The sequence below is a fragment of the Amycolatopsis sp. MJM2582 genome (assembly GCF_000754115.1).
Taxonomy (GTDB): Bacteria; Actinomycetota; Actinomycetes; order Mycobacteriales; family Pseudonocardiaceae; genus Amycolatopsis; species Amycolatopsis japonica.
Map to the genome: position 1 here is coordinate 1,095,483 of NZ_JPLW01000002.1, position 13,178 is coordinate 1,108,660.

16 protein-coding genes and 1 pseudogene are annotated in these 13,178 nt (G+C 68.4%); 11 read left to right on the forward strand and 6 right to left on the reverse strand.

Features of this window, described 5'->3' with window-relative positions:
• The first annotated feature begins 29 nt into the window (after nucleotides 1-29).
• The 5 genes and pseudogenes from ED92_RS15255 (at nucleotide 30) to ED92_RS15270 (ending at nucleotide 2,952) form a co-directional block, all read left to right on the forward strand.
• Nucleotides 30-293: an amphi-Trp domain-containing protein gene (locus ED92_RS15255; RefSeq protein WP_016334492.1), complete on the forward strand. Its 264-nt coding sequence runs from the start codon at nucleotides 30-32 to the stop codon at nucleotides 291-293.
• Nucleotides 294-368: 75 nt separating this feature from the next.
• Nucleotides 369-860 carry a hypothetical protein gene (locus ED92_RS15260; protein ID WP_037338360.1) on the forward strand — a complete coding sequence of 164 codons (492 nt, stop codon included), beginning with the start codon at nucleotides 369-371 and terminating at the stop codon, nucleotides 858-860.
• A gap of 146 nt (nucleotides 861-1,006) precedes the next feature.
• Nucleotides 1,007-2,353: a DUF4041 domain-containing protein gene (locus ED92_RS15265; RefSeq protein ID WP_037338363.1), complete on the forward strand. Its 1,347-nt coding sequence runs from the start codon at nucleotides 1,007-1,009 to the stop codon at nucleotides 2,351-2,353.
• Nucleotides 2,350-2,487 (forward strand): annotated as a pseudogene (locus ED92_RS43340) (DUF2510 domain-containing protein); the annotation flags it as partial. The gene ED92_RS15265 and the pseudogene ED92_RS43340, both read left to right, overlap by 4 nt.
• A 63-nt stretch (nucleotides 2,488-2,550) precedes the next feature.
• The gene (locus ED92_RS15270) at nucleotides 2,551-2,952 is read left to right on the forward strand and encodes a PH domain-containing protein (RefSeq protein ID WP_235213323.1); all 402 of its coding nucleotides are present in this window, start codon (nucleotides 2,551-2,553) and stop codon (nucleotides 2,950-2,952) included.
• Between the two features lie 24 nt (nucleotides 2,953-2,976).
• On the opposite strand, the gene ED92_RS15275 is transcribed toward ED92_RS15270, so the two are convergent.
• A complete protein-coding gene (locus ED92_RS15275; RefSeq protein WP_037338364.1) occupies nucleotides 2,977-3,702 on the reverse strand; it encodes an SDR family oxidoreductase in 726 nt (241 codons plus the stop codon).
• A gap of 92 nt (nucleotides 3,703-3,794) precedes the next feature.
• Between ED92_RS15275 and ED92_RS15280 the strand changes: the two genes are divergently transcribed.
• Nucleotides 3,795-4,469 carry a TetR/AcrR family transcriptional regulator gene (locus tag ED92_RS15280; RefSeq protein WP_037338366.1) on the forward strand — a complete coding sequence of 225 codons (675 nt, stop codon included), beginning with the start codon at nucleotides 3,795-3,797 and terminating at the stop codon, nucleotides 4,467-4,469.
• Between the two features lies 1 nt (nucleotide 4,470).
• On the opposite strand, the gene ED92_RS15285 is transcribed toward ED92_RS15280, so the two are convergent.
• Entirely contained in the window at nucleotides 4,471-5,319 is an 849-nt protein-coding gene (locus ED92_RS15285; protein ID WP_037338367.1) for a fructosamine kinase family protein, read from the reverse strand.
• 99 nt (nucleotides 5,320-5,418) lie between these two features.
• Between ED92_RS15285 and ED92_RS15290 the strand changes: the two genes are divergently transcribed.
• Nucleotides 5,419-6,111 (forward strand): hypothetical protein, encoded by a 693-nt coding sequence (locus ED92_RS15290; protein ID WP_037338369.1) that lies wholly within the window; start codon nucleotides 5,419-5,421, stop codon nucleotides 6,109-6,111.
• Here the strand turns inward: ED92_RS15290 and ED92_RS15295 are convergent.
• Nucleotides 6,082-6,909, reverse strand: coding sequence for a helix-turn-helix domain-containing protein (locus ED92_RS15295; protein ID WP_052120582.1), 828 nt, complete (start codon nucleotides 6,907-6,909; stop codon nucleotides 6,082-6,084). The two genes, ED92_RS15290 and ED92_RS15295, sit on opposite strands and share 30 nt — an antisense overlap.
• A gap of 57 nt (nucleotides 6,910-6,966) precedes the next feature.
• Here ED92_RS15295 and ED92_RS15300 point away from each other — a divergent pair, with 57 nt between their 5' ends.
• Entirely contained in the window at nucleotides 6,967-7,830 is an 864-nt protein-coding gene (locus ED92_RS15300) for an alpha/beta fold hydrolase (RefSeq protein WP_037338370.1), read from the forward strand.
• On the opposite strand, the gene ED92_RS15305 is transcribed toward ED92_RS15300, so the two are convergent.
• A complete protein-coding gene (locus ED92_RS15305) occupies nucleotides 7,827-8,204 on the reverse strand; it encodes a hypothetical protein (protein ID WP_037338373.1) in 378 nt (125 codons plus the stop codon). The genes ED92_RS15300 and ED92_RS15305 overlap by 4 nt on opposite strands.
• A 162-nt stretch (nucleotides 8,205-8,366) precedes the next feature.
• Between ED92_RS15305 and ED92_RS15310 the strand changes: the two genes are divergently transcribed.
• Nucleotides 8,367-9,122, forward strand: a complete 756-nt coding sequence (locus tag ED92_RS15310; protein WP_037340070.1) for a thioesterase II family protein — start codon at nucleotides 8,367-8,369, stop codon at nucleotides 9,120-9,122.
• A gap of 96 nt (nucleotides 9,123-9,218) precedes the next feature.
• The gene (locus ED92_RS15315; protein ID WP_037338378.1) at nucleotides 9,219-10,235 is read left to right on the forward strand and encodes an alpha/beta fold hydrolase; all 1,017 of its coding nucleotides are present in this window, start codon (nucleotides 9,219-9,221) and stop codon (nucleotides 10,233-10,235) included.
• On the opposite strand, the gene xylA is transcribed toward ED92_RS15315, so the two are convergent.
• A complete protein-coding gene (gene xylA / locus ED92_RS15320) occupies nucleotides 10,232-11,401 on the reverse strand; it encodes a xylose isomerase (RefSeq protein ID WP_037338380.1) in 1,170 nt (389 codons plus the stop codon). The two genes, ED92_RS15315 and xylA, sit on opposite strands and share 4 nt — an antisense overlap.
• Before the next feature lie 92 nt (nucleotides 11,402-11,493).
• On the opposite strand from xylA, the gene ED92_RS15325 reads away from it, so the two are divergent.
• Nucleotides 11,494-12,669 (forward strand): ROK family transcriptional regulator, encoded by a 1,176-nt coding sequence (locus ED92_RS15325; protein ID WP_037338383.1) that lies wholly within the window; start codon nucleotides 11,494-11,496, stop codon nucleotides 12,667-12,669.
• Here the strand turns inward: ED92_RS15325 and ED92_RS15330 are convergent.
• Nucleotides 12,626-13,087 (reverse strand): hypothetical protein, encoded by a 462-nt coding sequence (locus ED92_RS15330; RefSeq protein WP_037338385.1) that lies wholly within the window; start codon nucleotides 13,085-13,087, stop codon nucleotides 12,626-12,628. The genes ED92_RS15325 and ED92_RS15330 overlap by 44 nt on opposite strands.
• Nucleotides 13,088-13,178: the final 91 nt, after the last annotated feature.

Sequence of the window (13,178 nt, forward strand, 5' to 3'; positions counted from 1 at the left end):
GCCAGGGTGTCGGACCTCTGGAGGAAACCGTGACCGGAACCGCTCCCCGAGACGTCGAACGCGTCTACTCCACCGCCGACGTCGTCGCGAAACTGCGCAGGCTCGCCGACGCGCTCGAGTCCGAGACCTCGTTCCGCATCCAGATCGCCGGGGAGCGGTTCCGCGTCCCCGCGCGTGCGCAGTTCTCGATCGAGCACGAGCGCGGTGACGGTGAGGAAGAGGTCGAGTTCCAGCTGAAGTGGAAGATCGAGGAGACCGACTCGGACGACGACGCCGAGGGCACCGTCGTCTGATCTTTCTGTCCACAAAGGACAGGGCGGGTCCGTATTCGTTGGCGGGCCCGCCCTTGTCTTCGTTACCGTTCGCCTGTGATCAAGCGTTATGACCGCCGGGCGTTCGTCCTCGCGTATCTCGCGGCCCAGCCTGACTACTCGCACGGGTTCAGCGACGACGTGGGCGAGTTCAACGACGCTCTCAAGGCTTATCGGGAACGGCTGCTCAAAGGGCTGGAATCACTCTTCGGTCTCGAACTGACCTGGGACGGCGTCTCCGACCGGGCCGACGGCTCGGTCCTGTTCATGCTGTTCAGCAGTGCCGCCCGGAATCATCTGGGGGTCAAGGCATCGGGCTTCCTCGAAGGCGGACTGCTCGTCAAGGTGCTGGAACGGGCCGGACAGGACGGGCCCGTGCTCGCGTCGATGAGCCGGAGCAACGAACTGCGAGACAGGCTGTGGGCGTCCTACGTCGACACCATGGAACTGGTGCTCGGCATCCTGCTCGGCGAGCGGGCGGACGCTGTGTTCACTTCGGCCGACCTTCGCGGGATCGGCGTGGATGACACCGAACCTCGTGAGTGGTGAGTCGCCACCAGACCAGAGTCGTTACTCCGGTTCAGTGAACCAGAGGCTCCCACGCCGATCTGCGTAACACCGCGTGCTCTCTCCAAGATTCGGAAGTAGCACTGGAACCGGCGATCTTGGCCGGCGCCGATCCGGGAGGAAGCACCGTGGCGTTGTTCGGCAACAATCAGAGCGCGGAGGTCGCCGCTCTTCACCAGCAACTCGCCGCGGCCCACGCCACGATCGCCGAACTGAGGAATTGGGTCGGCCACCTTCGAGGCACCGAGACCGCCGTGCTGGAAGCCGACCTTCGCCGGTTGAAAGCAACGGTCGAGCAGGCCAAGGCCGAACAGTCGACGCAAACGGCCGCCCGGCAGCAGTTGGCGGCCGAGCTGGAGTCCTTGCAGACCCGGCTCGTGGAGACCCGTGAACTCGCGTTGCTGCAGGAGGTGGGCATCTACGAATACGCCCATCCGCTCGAAGACGCGCTGGCCTACAAGGACGCGCTCACCGAGTTGCGGGCGCGGATCAAGACCGCCGCGAAAACCGACGCAGTGACCTGTCAGGTCGATTGGGCGGTCAACGGCTCCGTCAAAGAGGGCCAGAAACTGGGCCGCGACATGGCCAAGTTGATGCTCCGGGCGTACAACGCCGAAGCCGACAACGCGGTCCGCGTGGTCAAGCCGCACACTGTGGAATCCGTCAAGACCCGGCTGACGACCACACGGGACACGATCGGCAAGCTCGGCGCGCTGATGCGCATCGTCATCTCCAGCGACTACCACCGGCTCAGGCTCAAAGAGATCGACCTGACCGCCGACTACTTGATGAAGGTCGAGGTCGAACGCGAAGCCGCGCGGGAAGAACGTGCCAGGCTGCGCGAAGAGGCGAAGGTCATGAAGGAGGTCGAGCGGGAGCGTGCGCGGCTGGCCAAGGAGCGTGCTCACTACGCCACGGTCCTCGCGCGACTTGAGGCCAAGGGGGATACCGAAGGCCAGATCCGTGCGAAGGAGCAGTTGGCGGCGGTCGACGACGCCCTAGCCGGAGTGGAGCAGCGGGCGGCCAACATCCGCGCCGGCTATGTCTACGTCATCTCGAACCTGGGCGCGTTCGGGCCCGACGTCGTGAAGATCGGGATGACCCGACGGCTCGAACCGATGGACCGGGTCCGAGAACTCGGCGATGCGTCCGTTCCGTTCCGGTTCGACGTCCACGGGCTCTTCTTCTCCGAAGACGCCGTCGCTCTCGAAACGGCCCTACACCAGCGACTGGCAGCGGACCGCGTCAACATGGTGAACCCGCGCCGGGAGTTCTTCTACGCCACACCGGCGCGGGTCAAGGAGCTCCTCACCGAACTCGGTGACGACCACATCCTCGAGTACAAGGACACCGCGGATGCCGTCGAGTGGCGAGCATCCCGACGCGACACCGATTCTCCGCACGCACCGGCCGGTGCCTCGAACACCGACGCGGGTGATGACGGTGACCTGTCTTCGGACGGCGACCTGACATGACACACGCACCTCAACCGCCCGCACCCTCTCCAACGCCTCAACGTCCTCCTTCGTGGTTTCCGGATCCTTTGGACGACGCCCTGCTGCGCTACTGGGACGGACACCGCTGGACATTCCACACCGCCGTTCGCCCGGCCCCCACGCCTTCAGTGGCCGAACGGCCCCGACAGGCGCCGCAACCCGCTCCCGTTCCGGCGATGCGCCCTGACATCGTCGCCGCGTTGCAGAACGTGCGCGGAGTCCTCGTGGGCTCGATGAAGGAGGTCAACCTCCTCCCCGGTTACCTCCGGCCGGAAGAGCGGGTACTCGCGCTCACCGCCGCACAGGGCGAAGGCCAGGGCGTGCTCGCCTGCACGAATCGCCGGCTGCTGTTCCTCTTCGTCGGGGTCGTACGCCGCCAATTCCTCGAGGTCGACTGGAATCAGACGAAGCACATCTTCTACTCCCAGACCGCCAAGACCTTCTCGGTCTACACGGTGAAATTCACCAAACGGGCCGTTCCCGCCTTCACCGTCCGGGTCAACAACCTCAACGACGCCAATGCCATCGCCCACGCCGCCCAGTCCGCTGCCGCGGCACCTCGACTGGACGTCGTCTAACCGTCTTCACCACTCACGAGGGCGTCAGACGATGCCGCCGTTGGCGCGAAGGACCTGCCCGTTGACCCACCGCGCCGGACCGGCGAGGAACGAGACGACCTCGGCGATGTCGGACGGGGTGCCGAGGCGTTCGAGCGGGGGCTGCGCCGCCATGCTCGCGATCGTCGCCTCGTCCTTGCCGTCGAGGAACAGCGCCGTGGCGGTCGGGCCGGGGGCGACCGCGTTCACGGTGATGTCGCGGCCGCGCAGTTCACGGGCGAGGACCAGGGTGACGGCTTCGACGGCGCCCTTCGTGGCGGCATAGGCGGCGTATCCCGGCAGGGCGAGGCCGAGCACCGACGTGGAGAAGTTGATGATCGCGCCGCCGTCGCGTACGCGGCGGGCGGCCTGCTGGTCGACCACGAAGGTGCCGCGGATGTTGGTGCGGTGCAATCGGTCCAGCCGGTCGAGATCCAGCTCCGCCACCGGCGCGAGATACATGATGCCCGCCGCGTGGACCACGACGTCGACACCGCCGAAGGTCTTCTCCGCGGTGTCGAAAACGGCCGCGACGGCTTGCTCGTCGGCGACGTCGGCCTGGGCCGCGATCGCCTGGCCACCCCTGCCGGTGATCGCGTCGACCGCGGCCTGCGCCTCGTCCTTGTTGCCGCCGTACACGACGACGACCGCGAACCCGTCCGACGCGAGCCGCTCCGCGGATTCCCTGCCGATGCCCCGCGACCCGCCGGTGACGATCGCTACGCGTGCCATGACTTGCTCCCATCAGGCGTTTCCATTGGTAACGAGATCACGGTATCACTGATACCGAACCACTGCTACCGGCTGGGTGTTATCGTCGATACATGACGTTGACGACGAAAGACCGGTTGGTCCGCGCGGCCGCGGAGCTTCTGCGGGAGGGCGGGCGCGAGGCGTTGTCGACGCGTGCGGTCAGCGCCGCCGCCGGAGTGCAGGCGCCCACGCTCTACCGGACCTTCGGCGACAAGGACGGGCTGCTCGACGCCGTCGCCACGTATGGCTTCAAGAGCTACTTGGAGGGGAAGCACGCCCTCGGCGAGACCGACGACCCGGTGGGCGATCTGCGGCGGGGCTGGGACCTGCACGTCGAGTTCGGCCTGCAGCAGCCCGCCTTCTACATGCTCATGTACGGCGAGCCCCGCGTCCGCGAAGCCCGCCGTGAGGCGGACGCGATCCTCCGCCGGATCGTCGGCCGTATCGCCGAGGCCAGCAGGCTGCGTGTCCCGGTCGAACAGGCCGCGCAGCTGGTGCACGCGACCGGGATGGGCGTGATCCTCTCGTTCCTCGCCAGCCCGCCCGAACAACGCGACCCGGACCTGATCGTCGCCGCGCGCGAACATGTCATCGCGGCCATCACCACCGACAGCGCGGAGGAGGTGTCGGACATCCCCAGCCGTGCGATCGCGCTCAAAGCCGCGCTGGAGAAGGAACCCGGGGACGCGCTGACCCCCGCCGAGCACGCGATGCTCGCCGAATGGCTCGACCGCCTCGCCCGGTGACCTACTGGCCGACGGCCTTCGCCGCCGCGACCGCCTGACCGGCGTACGACCGTCCGAAAAGGACGGTGTGGACCAGGAGCGGGAACAGCTGGTGCGCACCGATCCGGTCGGTCCAGCCGTCGGCGAGCGGGGCGACCTCCTGGTAGGCGGCGAGCACCCGGTCGAGCAACGGGCAGCCGAACAACTGCAGCATGGCGAGATCGGTTTCGCGATGGCCGCCGTGCGCCGCCGGATCGATGAGCGAGGCTTCGACAGGGCCCCACAGCACATTGCCGTTCCACAGGTCACCGTGCAGACGCGCCGGAGGTTCCGACACTTCCGGAAGCCGCGCGCAGGCTCGCTCGATGACTGCGGCCTCGTCAATGTTCAAGGTGCCCTCGTCGACCGCGCGACGGACATAGGGCAGGACTCGATACTCGGCGTACCACCGCGACCAGTCCTCCCCTGGCGTGTTCTTCATCGGAGCCAGGCCGATCCACGCGTCGGCGGGGCCGTCCGGCGGCGCCGCGCCGAACGCGGGCGCGCCCGCCGCGTGCAGTGCCGCGAGCCCCCGCCCCAGCCGCTCCGCGGCGTGATGCGTCGGCCGCCCTCCGCCGACCAGATCCGTGACCAGCCACTCGTCGTCGTGGCCGCGCACCTCGGGTACCCGCACGGCACCGGGCTCCCCCAGCCATCGCAGGCCCGCGGCCTCCGCGGGTATCGCGTTCCGGGCATGGCCCCGTTTGACGACCACGGTGTCGCCGCTGTCCAGCACCACTTCGGTCACCCCGCCCGAGAGGCTTCTCTGCTCGGAGACAGCGCGTCCGGTGATCCTCGTGGCGGCCTCGGCAGGCGGCGAAACCTGGGTCATGTCCGCAACCTACCTCCACCGATCGGGTGAACGCTCGTTGGCTAAAGTGCACTTCGGGGGAAATCCAAGTGTTTTCACTTTTCCGAGGGGAGATCGGTCGTGCCCACACGTCCGAGAGTTCGTCATGCCGTCGTCACCGCGATGCTCGGCGCCGCGCTGGTCGGCTGCACAGCACCGCAGAACGTCGGTCAGGCCCGGAGTGCCGGCGCCACCACCACTTCCGGACAGACGTCGGCCAGTGAACCGACGACGACGCCGAAGCCGTATCTCACCACCACGCCGACCCTGGAGGTCACCGGCGAGGCGGTCAAACCGGGTACGAAGCTCAAATTCGGCGAGCAGGCGATCATCCCGTTCTACAGTCACTACGCGAAGGGCGTCATCGGGCTGACGGTCACCGTGGAATCGGTCAAAGCGCCCGACGCCGACATCGACGGCCTGCCGCTCAAGGACGAGGACAAGGCGAAGCTGCGGGGCAAGAACTTCTTCTTCGTCCGCGAAAAGCTCACCAACGTCGACGGCTCCAACATGGCCGAGGTGTACACCCCGATCCTCAGCGCGAAGACCAAGAGCGGCGGCTGGCCGGGTTCGCTTCTGGGCATGGGCGACGCCGACGTCACCGGGTGCGAGGACCAGAATTTCGCGCCGAAGGACTTCTCGACCAAGGGCGCGGTCTTCGAGTCCTGCCGTCTGCACTTCGGGGTCGCGTCCGATCCGATCACCTCGCTGTCGTACACCTCTCAGCCATACGAAAGCGCCGATTCACGCGCCGTCACGTGGCGGAACAAATAGCCCAGCCGGTTTCCCGGCCTCGGTCGGGCTGCATCCGGTCAACGCCCGGAACTCCCGGACGAGATGCGCCTGATCGCTGTAGCCGCCCAGGTGCGCGACCTCGGCCCACGGAAGGGACGACGCCCGGCTCATCAACGCCAGCACCCGATTGAGCCGGGCGATCCGCCCGGCCGTGCGGGGGTTCAGCCCGATCTGTTCACGGAACCGGGCGTTGAGATGCTGCCTGCTCCAGCCGATCTCGTCCGCGAGAGCGTCGACGCGGACCGGGCCCGCCGAAAGCCGGTCCCACGCGTGCCGGACCGGGGCGGCCAGCACGGGGCCGCGAGCCACCTTCGCCGCGAGATATTCGTCGAGCAGCCGGAACCTCTCCGCCCAGTCCGTCGCCTCGGCCAGCCGTTCGGTCAACGACCCGGCCGGCAGCGTCTCGGATGCCGCGACCACTGAATTCGTCAGTTCCCGCAACGGAATCCCGAACAACGCGTACGCACCGAGCGGGGTCAGGGTGACCACGATCCCGCGTGAAGCTCCGGTCTGTTCGACACGCAACGGCCGGTCTCGCAGCCCAAGCACCGGCGAAGAGGGGACCCCGGCACCGCGGGCCGGGGCGTCGAGGTCGATCACCCAGGTGAGCACGGACAACGGGGTGATCTGCCAGGAGTTCGCGCCCGCGTCGGGAAGATCGTGCGCGACGTAACTCGCCACGTGGGCGGCCAGCGCGGGATGGGGCCACCGGAGAACCCGCTCGCCGGGTGCGCGGGCGATATCCCGCCGCGGCACCACGAGACCCCACCCGCCCATGCCTTCACCTTACTTTCGTTCAAGACCGGAAACGCGGCTTTGCCTAGCGTTCCGCTCATGCGGAAAATCGGGAGTTTCAAAAGTCCGGCGGCCGAGAAGCACTACTTCGCCGCCTATGACCGCGCCATCGCCGAGTGTCCGGACCCGGACGCGGTCTTCGACGTCGAAACGCACCATGGCATCACGCGGGTCTACCGCTACGGCGACGGCGGCAGCCCGATCGCCCTCCTGCCGGGACTCATGGCCACTTCCGCGTGTTTCGCGACCCTGATCCCCGCTTTGGCTGAGCGGCACCCGGTCTATGCGATCGACACCCTCGGCGAAGCGGGCCGAAGCGTGCACAAGGTCCCGTTCAAGGACATCCGTGACAGGGCGAGCGCTCTCGACCACGTCTTCGAGCGCCTGGGACTGACCGATGTGCATCTCGTGGGCGGTTCGACCGGCGGCTGGCACGCGGTCAACCAGGCGATCCACGCGCCCGGAAGACTCGCGTCCATCGGCTTGCTGGACGCCACCACCGTTTCGGCGCCGTTCTCCCGGCGCGTGTCCTGGTACGGCTTGCCCGTGGCCGTACTCGACAACGATCGCCTGTGGCGGCGGTTCGTCGCGTGGACCGCCGGGGAGGACGTCCTCGACCAGCCCGCTGCCCGGCTGATCCTCGCCGGGATCCGGTGCTATCGCGCCCGGGTGCCGTTCCAGGTTCGCCCGAGTGATGCCGCCCTAAGGTCCATCGAAGTGCCCACGTTCGCCCTGTTCGGCGGACGCAGCGTCGTGCACGATCCGGTCACCGCCGCCAGACGACTCGAAAGCCTTATCCCCCATGCCGACGTCCAGATCCTGCCGGACGCCGGTCACTATCTCTATCTCCGCCCGCCGGATCGCGACCGGATCATCGAGCGCGTCCTCGGCCGGGCCGGTTAAGCGGCACGCACACCGAAACGGCGGCGCGCGGCGGCCAGGCTGGCCCGGCACGCGGCGATCAACCGGGCGGAGGCGGCGCTTTCGCCGTGGCCACACCGCGGGCAGAACATCGTGACGTCGCCGGACAGTTCGTCGATGGAGACGGTCAGCGCGGTCGCGCACGAACGACACCAGCGGTGCCGTGTGATCGGGTTGACGTGCAGCGGCGAAGCCACGCATTGGTGGATCCAGCGGCCGTGCACGTGACAGGTCAGCCGGTCGTCCGGGGACAGGCGACCGACGTCTTCCGCGTCGTCCTCCATCGCCAGCAGAACCGGCAGGGTGCGGCTCACCGGGTTCAGCCGCGTGGTCGAGGCCAGTGTCGTGGTGTTCATCGCTTTCTCCTTCCGGCTCTTATCAAGACGTCGAACAGGGAGTGCCAGATACGACACGGCCGGGCATCTTTTCCCGAAGAGCTCCCCCTCGTGGGTGAATTTGATCTTGGTCGAATCCGAACCGTTACCCCATTCGGGTTAATGGCGCGTATCTTTCGGATCATGACGGCCACACTCGTTTCACTGTCCACATCAGACAGTCGTGGCCGCGGCTACCTGGTGTTTCCGCCCGCCGGCGGCACGCTGCGCGCGTTCGGCCCGCTCGCCGGCGCGGCCGATGCGGACGTTCGAGGCGTCGAATACCCCGGACACGGGGAAAGGCTCGCGGATCCACCGGCTTCCACTGTCGAAGAACTCGCCGCGCAGTCGGCCGCCGCGATGCCGGCGGCCTGGTTCAGCCGTTCCGTGACGATCGGATTCGGCATGGGCGCCTTCGTCGCATTGGAAACGGCTCAACGGCTGGGTGTTTCGCCTCGCGCGCTGATCGTCGTGGACGCGTGCGCCCCGCAACGGCGTTCACCGGACAAGAACGCCAAGGCGGGCGCCTCGGCGATGGGACGGGTGTTCGGCCGCACCGGGCTCACCCCCGTCGCGGGCTACCGCGATTCGCCCGAAAGCTGGGAGTACGCCCTGGACCTGCTGCTCGGCGATCTCCAGCTGCTGAACGCCTACCGCGGGCCCGCCAGGACCCAGCTCTCGTGCCCGATCGCGGCGATCCGCGGCACCGACGATCCCGCGTCCGCTTCGGGCGACGACGCCACGGTCGGCTGGCGGGTGTGGACGTCCGGGCCGTTCGTGGGCCGCGTCGTCCCCGGCGGCTACCTGGGCGTGCTCGAATCCGGCCGGGAAGCCGAGTTCTGGGCTCGGATCCACCGGTTGGAAGCGGCCTTCGTGACCGCCCACCCCGAGGTGGCCTAGGGCGACTTACACCGGTGACGTCGTCCGACGGTCGCCGCGTCCGGAGCCGTCCCCTTAATTTCGTCCCGTACCAGGCGTTTCGCGGGAGGAATCAGGATGCTCAGCAGGAGAAGGTTCGCGCAGGCCGTCATCGCCGCGACAGCGGGTGCCACCGTGGCGGGCTGCTCGGCCCAGCCCGCGGCGGCACCGGTGGCGGCGCCCGCCACGACCGGCGGGAACACCTCGTTCGGCCCGCTCAAGCAGATCGACGCCGGGGAGCTGAGCATCGGTTATGCCGAAGCCGGCCCTGCCGACGGCCCGGTGGTGGTCCTCCTGCACGGCTGGCCCTACGACATCCACAGCTACGTCGACGTCACCCCACGCCTGGTCGCGGCCGGGTACCGGGTGATCGTGCCGTTCCTGCGCGGCTACGGGCCGACGCGGTTCCTGTCGAAGGACACGTTCCGCAACGGCCAGCAGTCAGCGATCGCCGCCGACATCGTCGCGCTGCTGGACGCGCTGAAGATCGAGAAGGCCGTCCTCGGCGGCTTCGACTGGGGCGCCCGCACGGCCGTGATCATCGCCGCGCTGTGGCCCGAGCGATGCAAGGCGCTCGTGTCGGTGAGCGGCTACCTGGTGACCAACCGGGAGACGAACAAGCAGCCGCTCTCGCCCACCGCCGAGCTCGGCTGGTGGTATCAGTATTACTTCGCCACCGAGCGCGGCATCCTCGGCTACACGAAGAACCGGCACGACTTCAACAAGCTGATCTGGAAGATCGCGTCGCCGAAGTGGACCTTCGACGACGCGACCTACGACCGTTCGGCCGCCTGCTTCGACAACCCGGACCACGTGGCCATCGTGATCCACAACTACCGGTGGCGGCTGAGTCTCGCCGAGGGCGACCCGAAACTCGACGCCCTCGAACAGAAGCTCGCGCAGGGACCGGCGGTTTCCGTGCCCACCATCACGATCGGCAGCGACTTCGACGGCCCGAACACCGACGGCAAGGCCTACCGGTCGAAGTTCTCCGGCAAGTACGAGCACCGCGTCCTGAACGGCATCGGCCACAACGTGCCGCAGGAGGCACCGGAGGAGTTCGCCAAGGCCGTCATCGACGTCGACCGCTTCTAGCGGGCTCCGGTGAGGTGTTCGAGGGCCAGCTGGGACAGGCGGATGAAGCCGTAACCGCGTTCCGCCGCCTTCTCCGGGTCGAAGTCCTCGAACGCCGACCGGTCCGCCAGCAGATCCGCCGCCGTCTCGCCCTCGTTCAGCGTCGGCGTCGCCAACTCGGGTACAAGGGCGGCGTCCAGGGCGGCTCGCACCTCGGGATCGGCCCGGAACGCGCGGGAACGCTCGGCGAACAGCAGATAGCTGGCCATGTTGGCCTCGGCGCTGGCCCACACGCCGTCCATGTTCTCCGTGCGCAGCGGCTTGTAGTCGAAGTGACGCGGCCCGTCGTAGCCGCCGTGCTCCAGCAGGTCGACCAGGAAGAACGACGACAGCACGTCGCCGTGGCCGAACACGAGGTCCTGGTCGAACCGCGGGCCGCGCTGGCCGTTGAGGTCGATGTGGAACAGCTTGCCCTGCCACAGCGCCTGCCCGATGCCGTGGACGATGTTGAGCCCGGCCATCTGCTCGTGCCCGACCTCGGGGTTCACGCCGACGATCTCGTGGTTGTCGAGGGTGGAGATGAACGCGAGCGCGTGGCCGATGGTCGGCAACAGGATGTCGCCGCGCGGTTCGTTCGGCTTCGGTTCGAGCGCGAGCCGGAGGCCGTAGCCCTGGTCGAGGACGTACTGGGCGAGGAAGTCGATGCCTTCGCGGTAGCGGTCCATCGCCGCGCGGACGTCCTTCGCGGCGTCCGTCTCGCTGCCTTCGCGGCCGCCCCACAGCACGAACGTCGACGCGCCGAGTTCGGCGGCGACGTCGAGATTCCGCAGCACCTTCCGCAGCGCGTAGCGGCGGACGTCACGATCGTTGCTGGTCAGGCCGCCGTCCTTGAAGACGGGGTGGCTGAACAGGTTCGTGGTCACCATCGGGACCACGAGACCGGTCTCGGCGAGCGCGCCCTGGAAACGTTTCAGCTGCCGCGCGCGGTCGTCGTCGGCCGAACCGAACGGGACGAGGTCGTCGTCGTGGAAGGTGATCCCCCAGGCGCCGAGGTCCGAGAGGCGGTGCACGGCTTCGACCGGGTCGAGCGGCGGACGGCTCGCCGGGCCGAACATGTCGTTCGCCTGCCAGCCCACGGTCCACAGCCCGAAGCTGAACTTGTCCTCACGCGTCGGTGCCTGAGCCATCTCGCCTCCATTAGTTTGATGCCTGAACTTATCGACGCCCGACCCGGCGGGTCAAGGCTTTCGTTCAGGCATCGAACGAATACAATCGCGCGATGATCGGCACGCGCCCGGCGGGACAGCACACCGTGCGGCAGCACAACGCCGCGCTCGTCCTCGGGGCGATCGCGGACGGTCCCGGCACGTCCCGGGCGGGCCTGGCGGCCGCCACCGGACTCACGAAGGCGACCGTGTCGAGCGTGGTCGACCGGTTGATCGCGGCGGATCTCGTGGCCGAAGGCGAACCGGAGCAACGCGTCGGCCCCGGGCGGCGTGGCACCGTCGTTTCGCTCTCCCCCACCGGCCCGCACGGACTCGGCATCGAGATCGGCGTCGACTACCTGGCGTCCTGTCTCGTCGATCTGACCGGCGCCGTCCGGGCGCAGGAAGTCCGATATGCGGACAACCGGACCCCGCGGGTTTTCCAGCGCGTGTCGGCGTTCCTGCGTAAAGCCCGGAAGCAGGCGGACGCGCTGGGTGTCCCGGTCGGCGGCGTCGGGATCGCGGTGCCGGGCCTGGTCGAATCCGGCCTCGTGCGGCTCGCCCCCAACCTGGGCTGGCGCGACGTCGACCTCGCCGACCGGCTCGGCGGGACGTTCACCGTCGCCAACGAGGCGAACTTCGCGGCGCTCGCCGAACTCTGGCACGGCTCGGCGTTGCCGGATTTCGTCCACGTGTCGGGCGAGATCGGGATCGGGGCGGGCATCGTGCTGGATCGCGCCCTGTTCGAAGGCGTCCGCGGCGCGGGCGGCGAGATCGGCCACCTGCCCGTGGCACCCGACGGCCCGCCGTGTTCCTGCGGCGCGAACGGCTGCCTGGAACGAATGGCCGGTCAGGAAGAGATCCTGCGGCTCGCGGGCGCGGGAACGGTGGACGAGCTGGTTACCTCGCTGGAATCCGGCGACGCCGCCGCGCTTTCCGCGGTGACCGTCGCCGCGGGACACCTCGGCGTCGGACTGTCCACTGTGGTCAACCTGATGGACGTTCCGGCGGTGGTGCTAGGCGGAACCTACGCGCGGCTGGAGCCGTGGCTGCGTGAGCCACTCCTCGCCGAGCTGGAACGCCGCGTGCCCAGCACGGCGTGGTCGCCGGTGCGCGTCGTCCGCTCGGCGCTGGGCACGGGCGCCGCCGTCCGCGGCGCCGCCGGCTCGGTGATCCGCGGTATCCTCGCGGACCCCGAGCACCATCTCACGACTCACTCGCCATCCGATCAGGACGCTCGGGATCGGTGACGCCGGGCAACGACGCTTCGATGGCCTGCGCGCGCTCCTCGATGTCCGCGCGCTGGACACGCCGCGCGTAGGCGATGAGTTCGTCGCGATCCGCGTGCGGGAGCCAGCCCTGCTCGCAGCCGGTCTCCAGCCGCACGAGGTAGCGCACCAACTCCGCCGATTCGGCGCCGAACTCCCGCATGCGGCGCGTCAGCAGCTCCGCCGCGGCGAGGTAGCCGTTGTTCCAAGCGTGGACCGCCAGCAGTTGCGCGGTCGCGGCGAGGATGTCGCCGAGGTGGAACCCGCCCTCCGCGGCGAGATGCCCGGCGATCCGGAAACTGCGTCTGCCCTCGCCGACCGGCCCCTCCTCGCGAATCGCTTCGAGCAGCGCCCCGATCTGCCGCGTCAGGTAGTCCTGACCCGCGTCCTCCACCGTCACCGCATTCCTCCACCCAGTCGCCGTGATCGCAGGAAGGTGTCAATGGGGTGTACGGCAGATACATCGAATGCCGAACCGTTATCACCCGAAT

What these genes read in the sequence shown, in the direction of transcription:
- ED92_RS15275 (WP_037338364.1), bottom strand. Translation starts at nt 3,702, where the DNA reads ATGGCACGCGTAGCGATCGTCACCGGCGGGTCGCGGGGCATCGGCAGG.
- ED92_RS15270 (WP_235213323.1), top strand. Translation starts at nt 2,551, where the DNA reads ATGCGCCCTGACATCGTCGCCGCGTTGCAGAACGTGCGCGGAGTCCTC.
- ED92_RS15280 (WP_037338366.1), top strand. Translation starts at nt 3,795, where the DNA reads ATGACGTTGACGACGAAAGACCGGTTGGTCCGCGCGGCCGCGGAGCTT.
- ED92_RS15315 (WP_037338378.1), top strand. Translation starts at nt 9,219, where the DNA reads ATGCTCAGCAGGAGAAGGTTCGCGCAGGCCGTCATCGCCGCGACAGCG.
- ED92_RS15285 (WP_037338367.1), bottom strand. Translation starts at nt 5,319, where the DNA reads ATGACCCAGGTTTCGCCGCCTGCCGAGGCCGCCACGAGGATCACCGGA.
- ED92_RS15300 (WP_037338370.1), top strand. Translation starts at nt 6,967, where the DNA reads ATGCGGAAAATCGGGAGTTTCAAAAGTCCGGCGGCCGAGAAGCACTAC.
- ED92_RS15310 (WP_037340070.1), top strand. Translation starts at nt 8,367, where the DNA reads ATGACGGCCACACTCGTTTCACTGTCCACATCAGACAGTCGTGGCCGC.
- ED92_RS15325 (WP_037338383.1), top strand. Translation starts at nt 11,494, where the DNA reads ATGATCGGCACGCGCCCGGCGGGACAGCACACCGTGCGGCAGCACAAC.
- ED92_RS15295 (WP_052120582.1), bottom strand. Translation starts at nt 6,909, where the DNA reads ATGGGCGGGTGGGGTCTCGTGGTGCCGCGGCGGGATATCGCCCGCGCA.
- ED92_RS15305 (WP_037338373.1), bottom strand. Translation starts at nt 8,204, where the DNA reads ATGAACACCACGACACTGGCCTCGACCACGCGGCTGAACCCGGTGAGC.
- xylA (WP_037338380.1), bottom strand. Translation starts at nt 11,401, where the DNA reads ATGGCTCAGGCACCGACGCGTGAGGACAAGTTCAGCTTCGGGCTGTGG.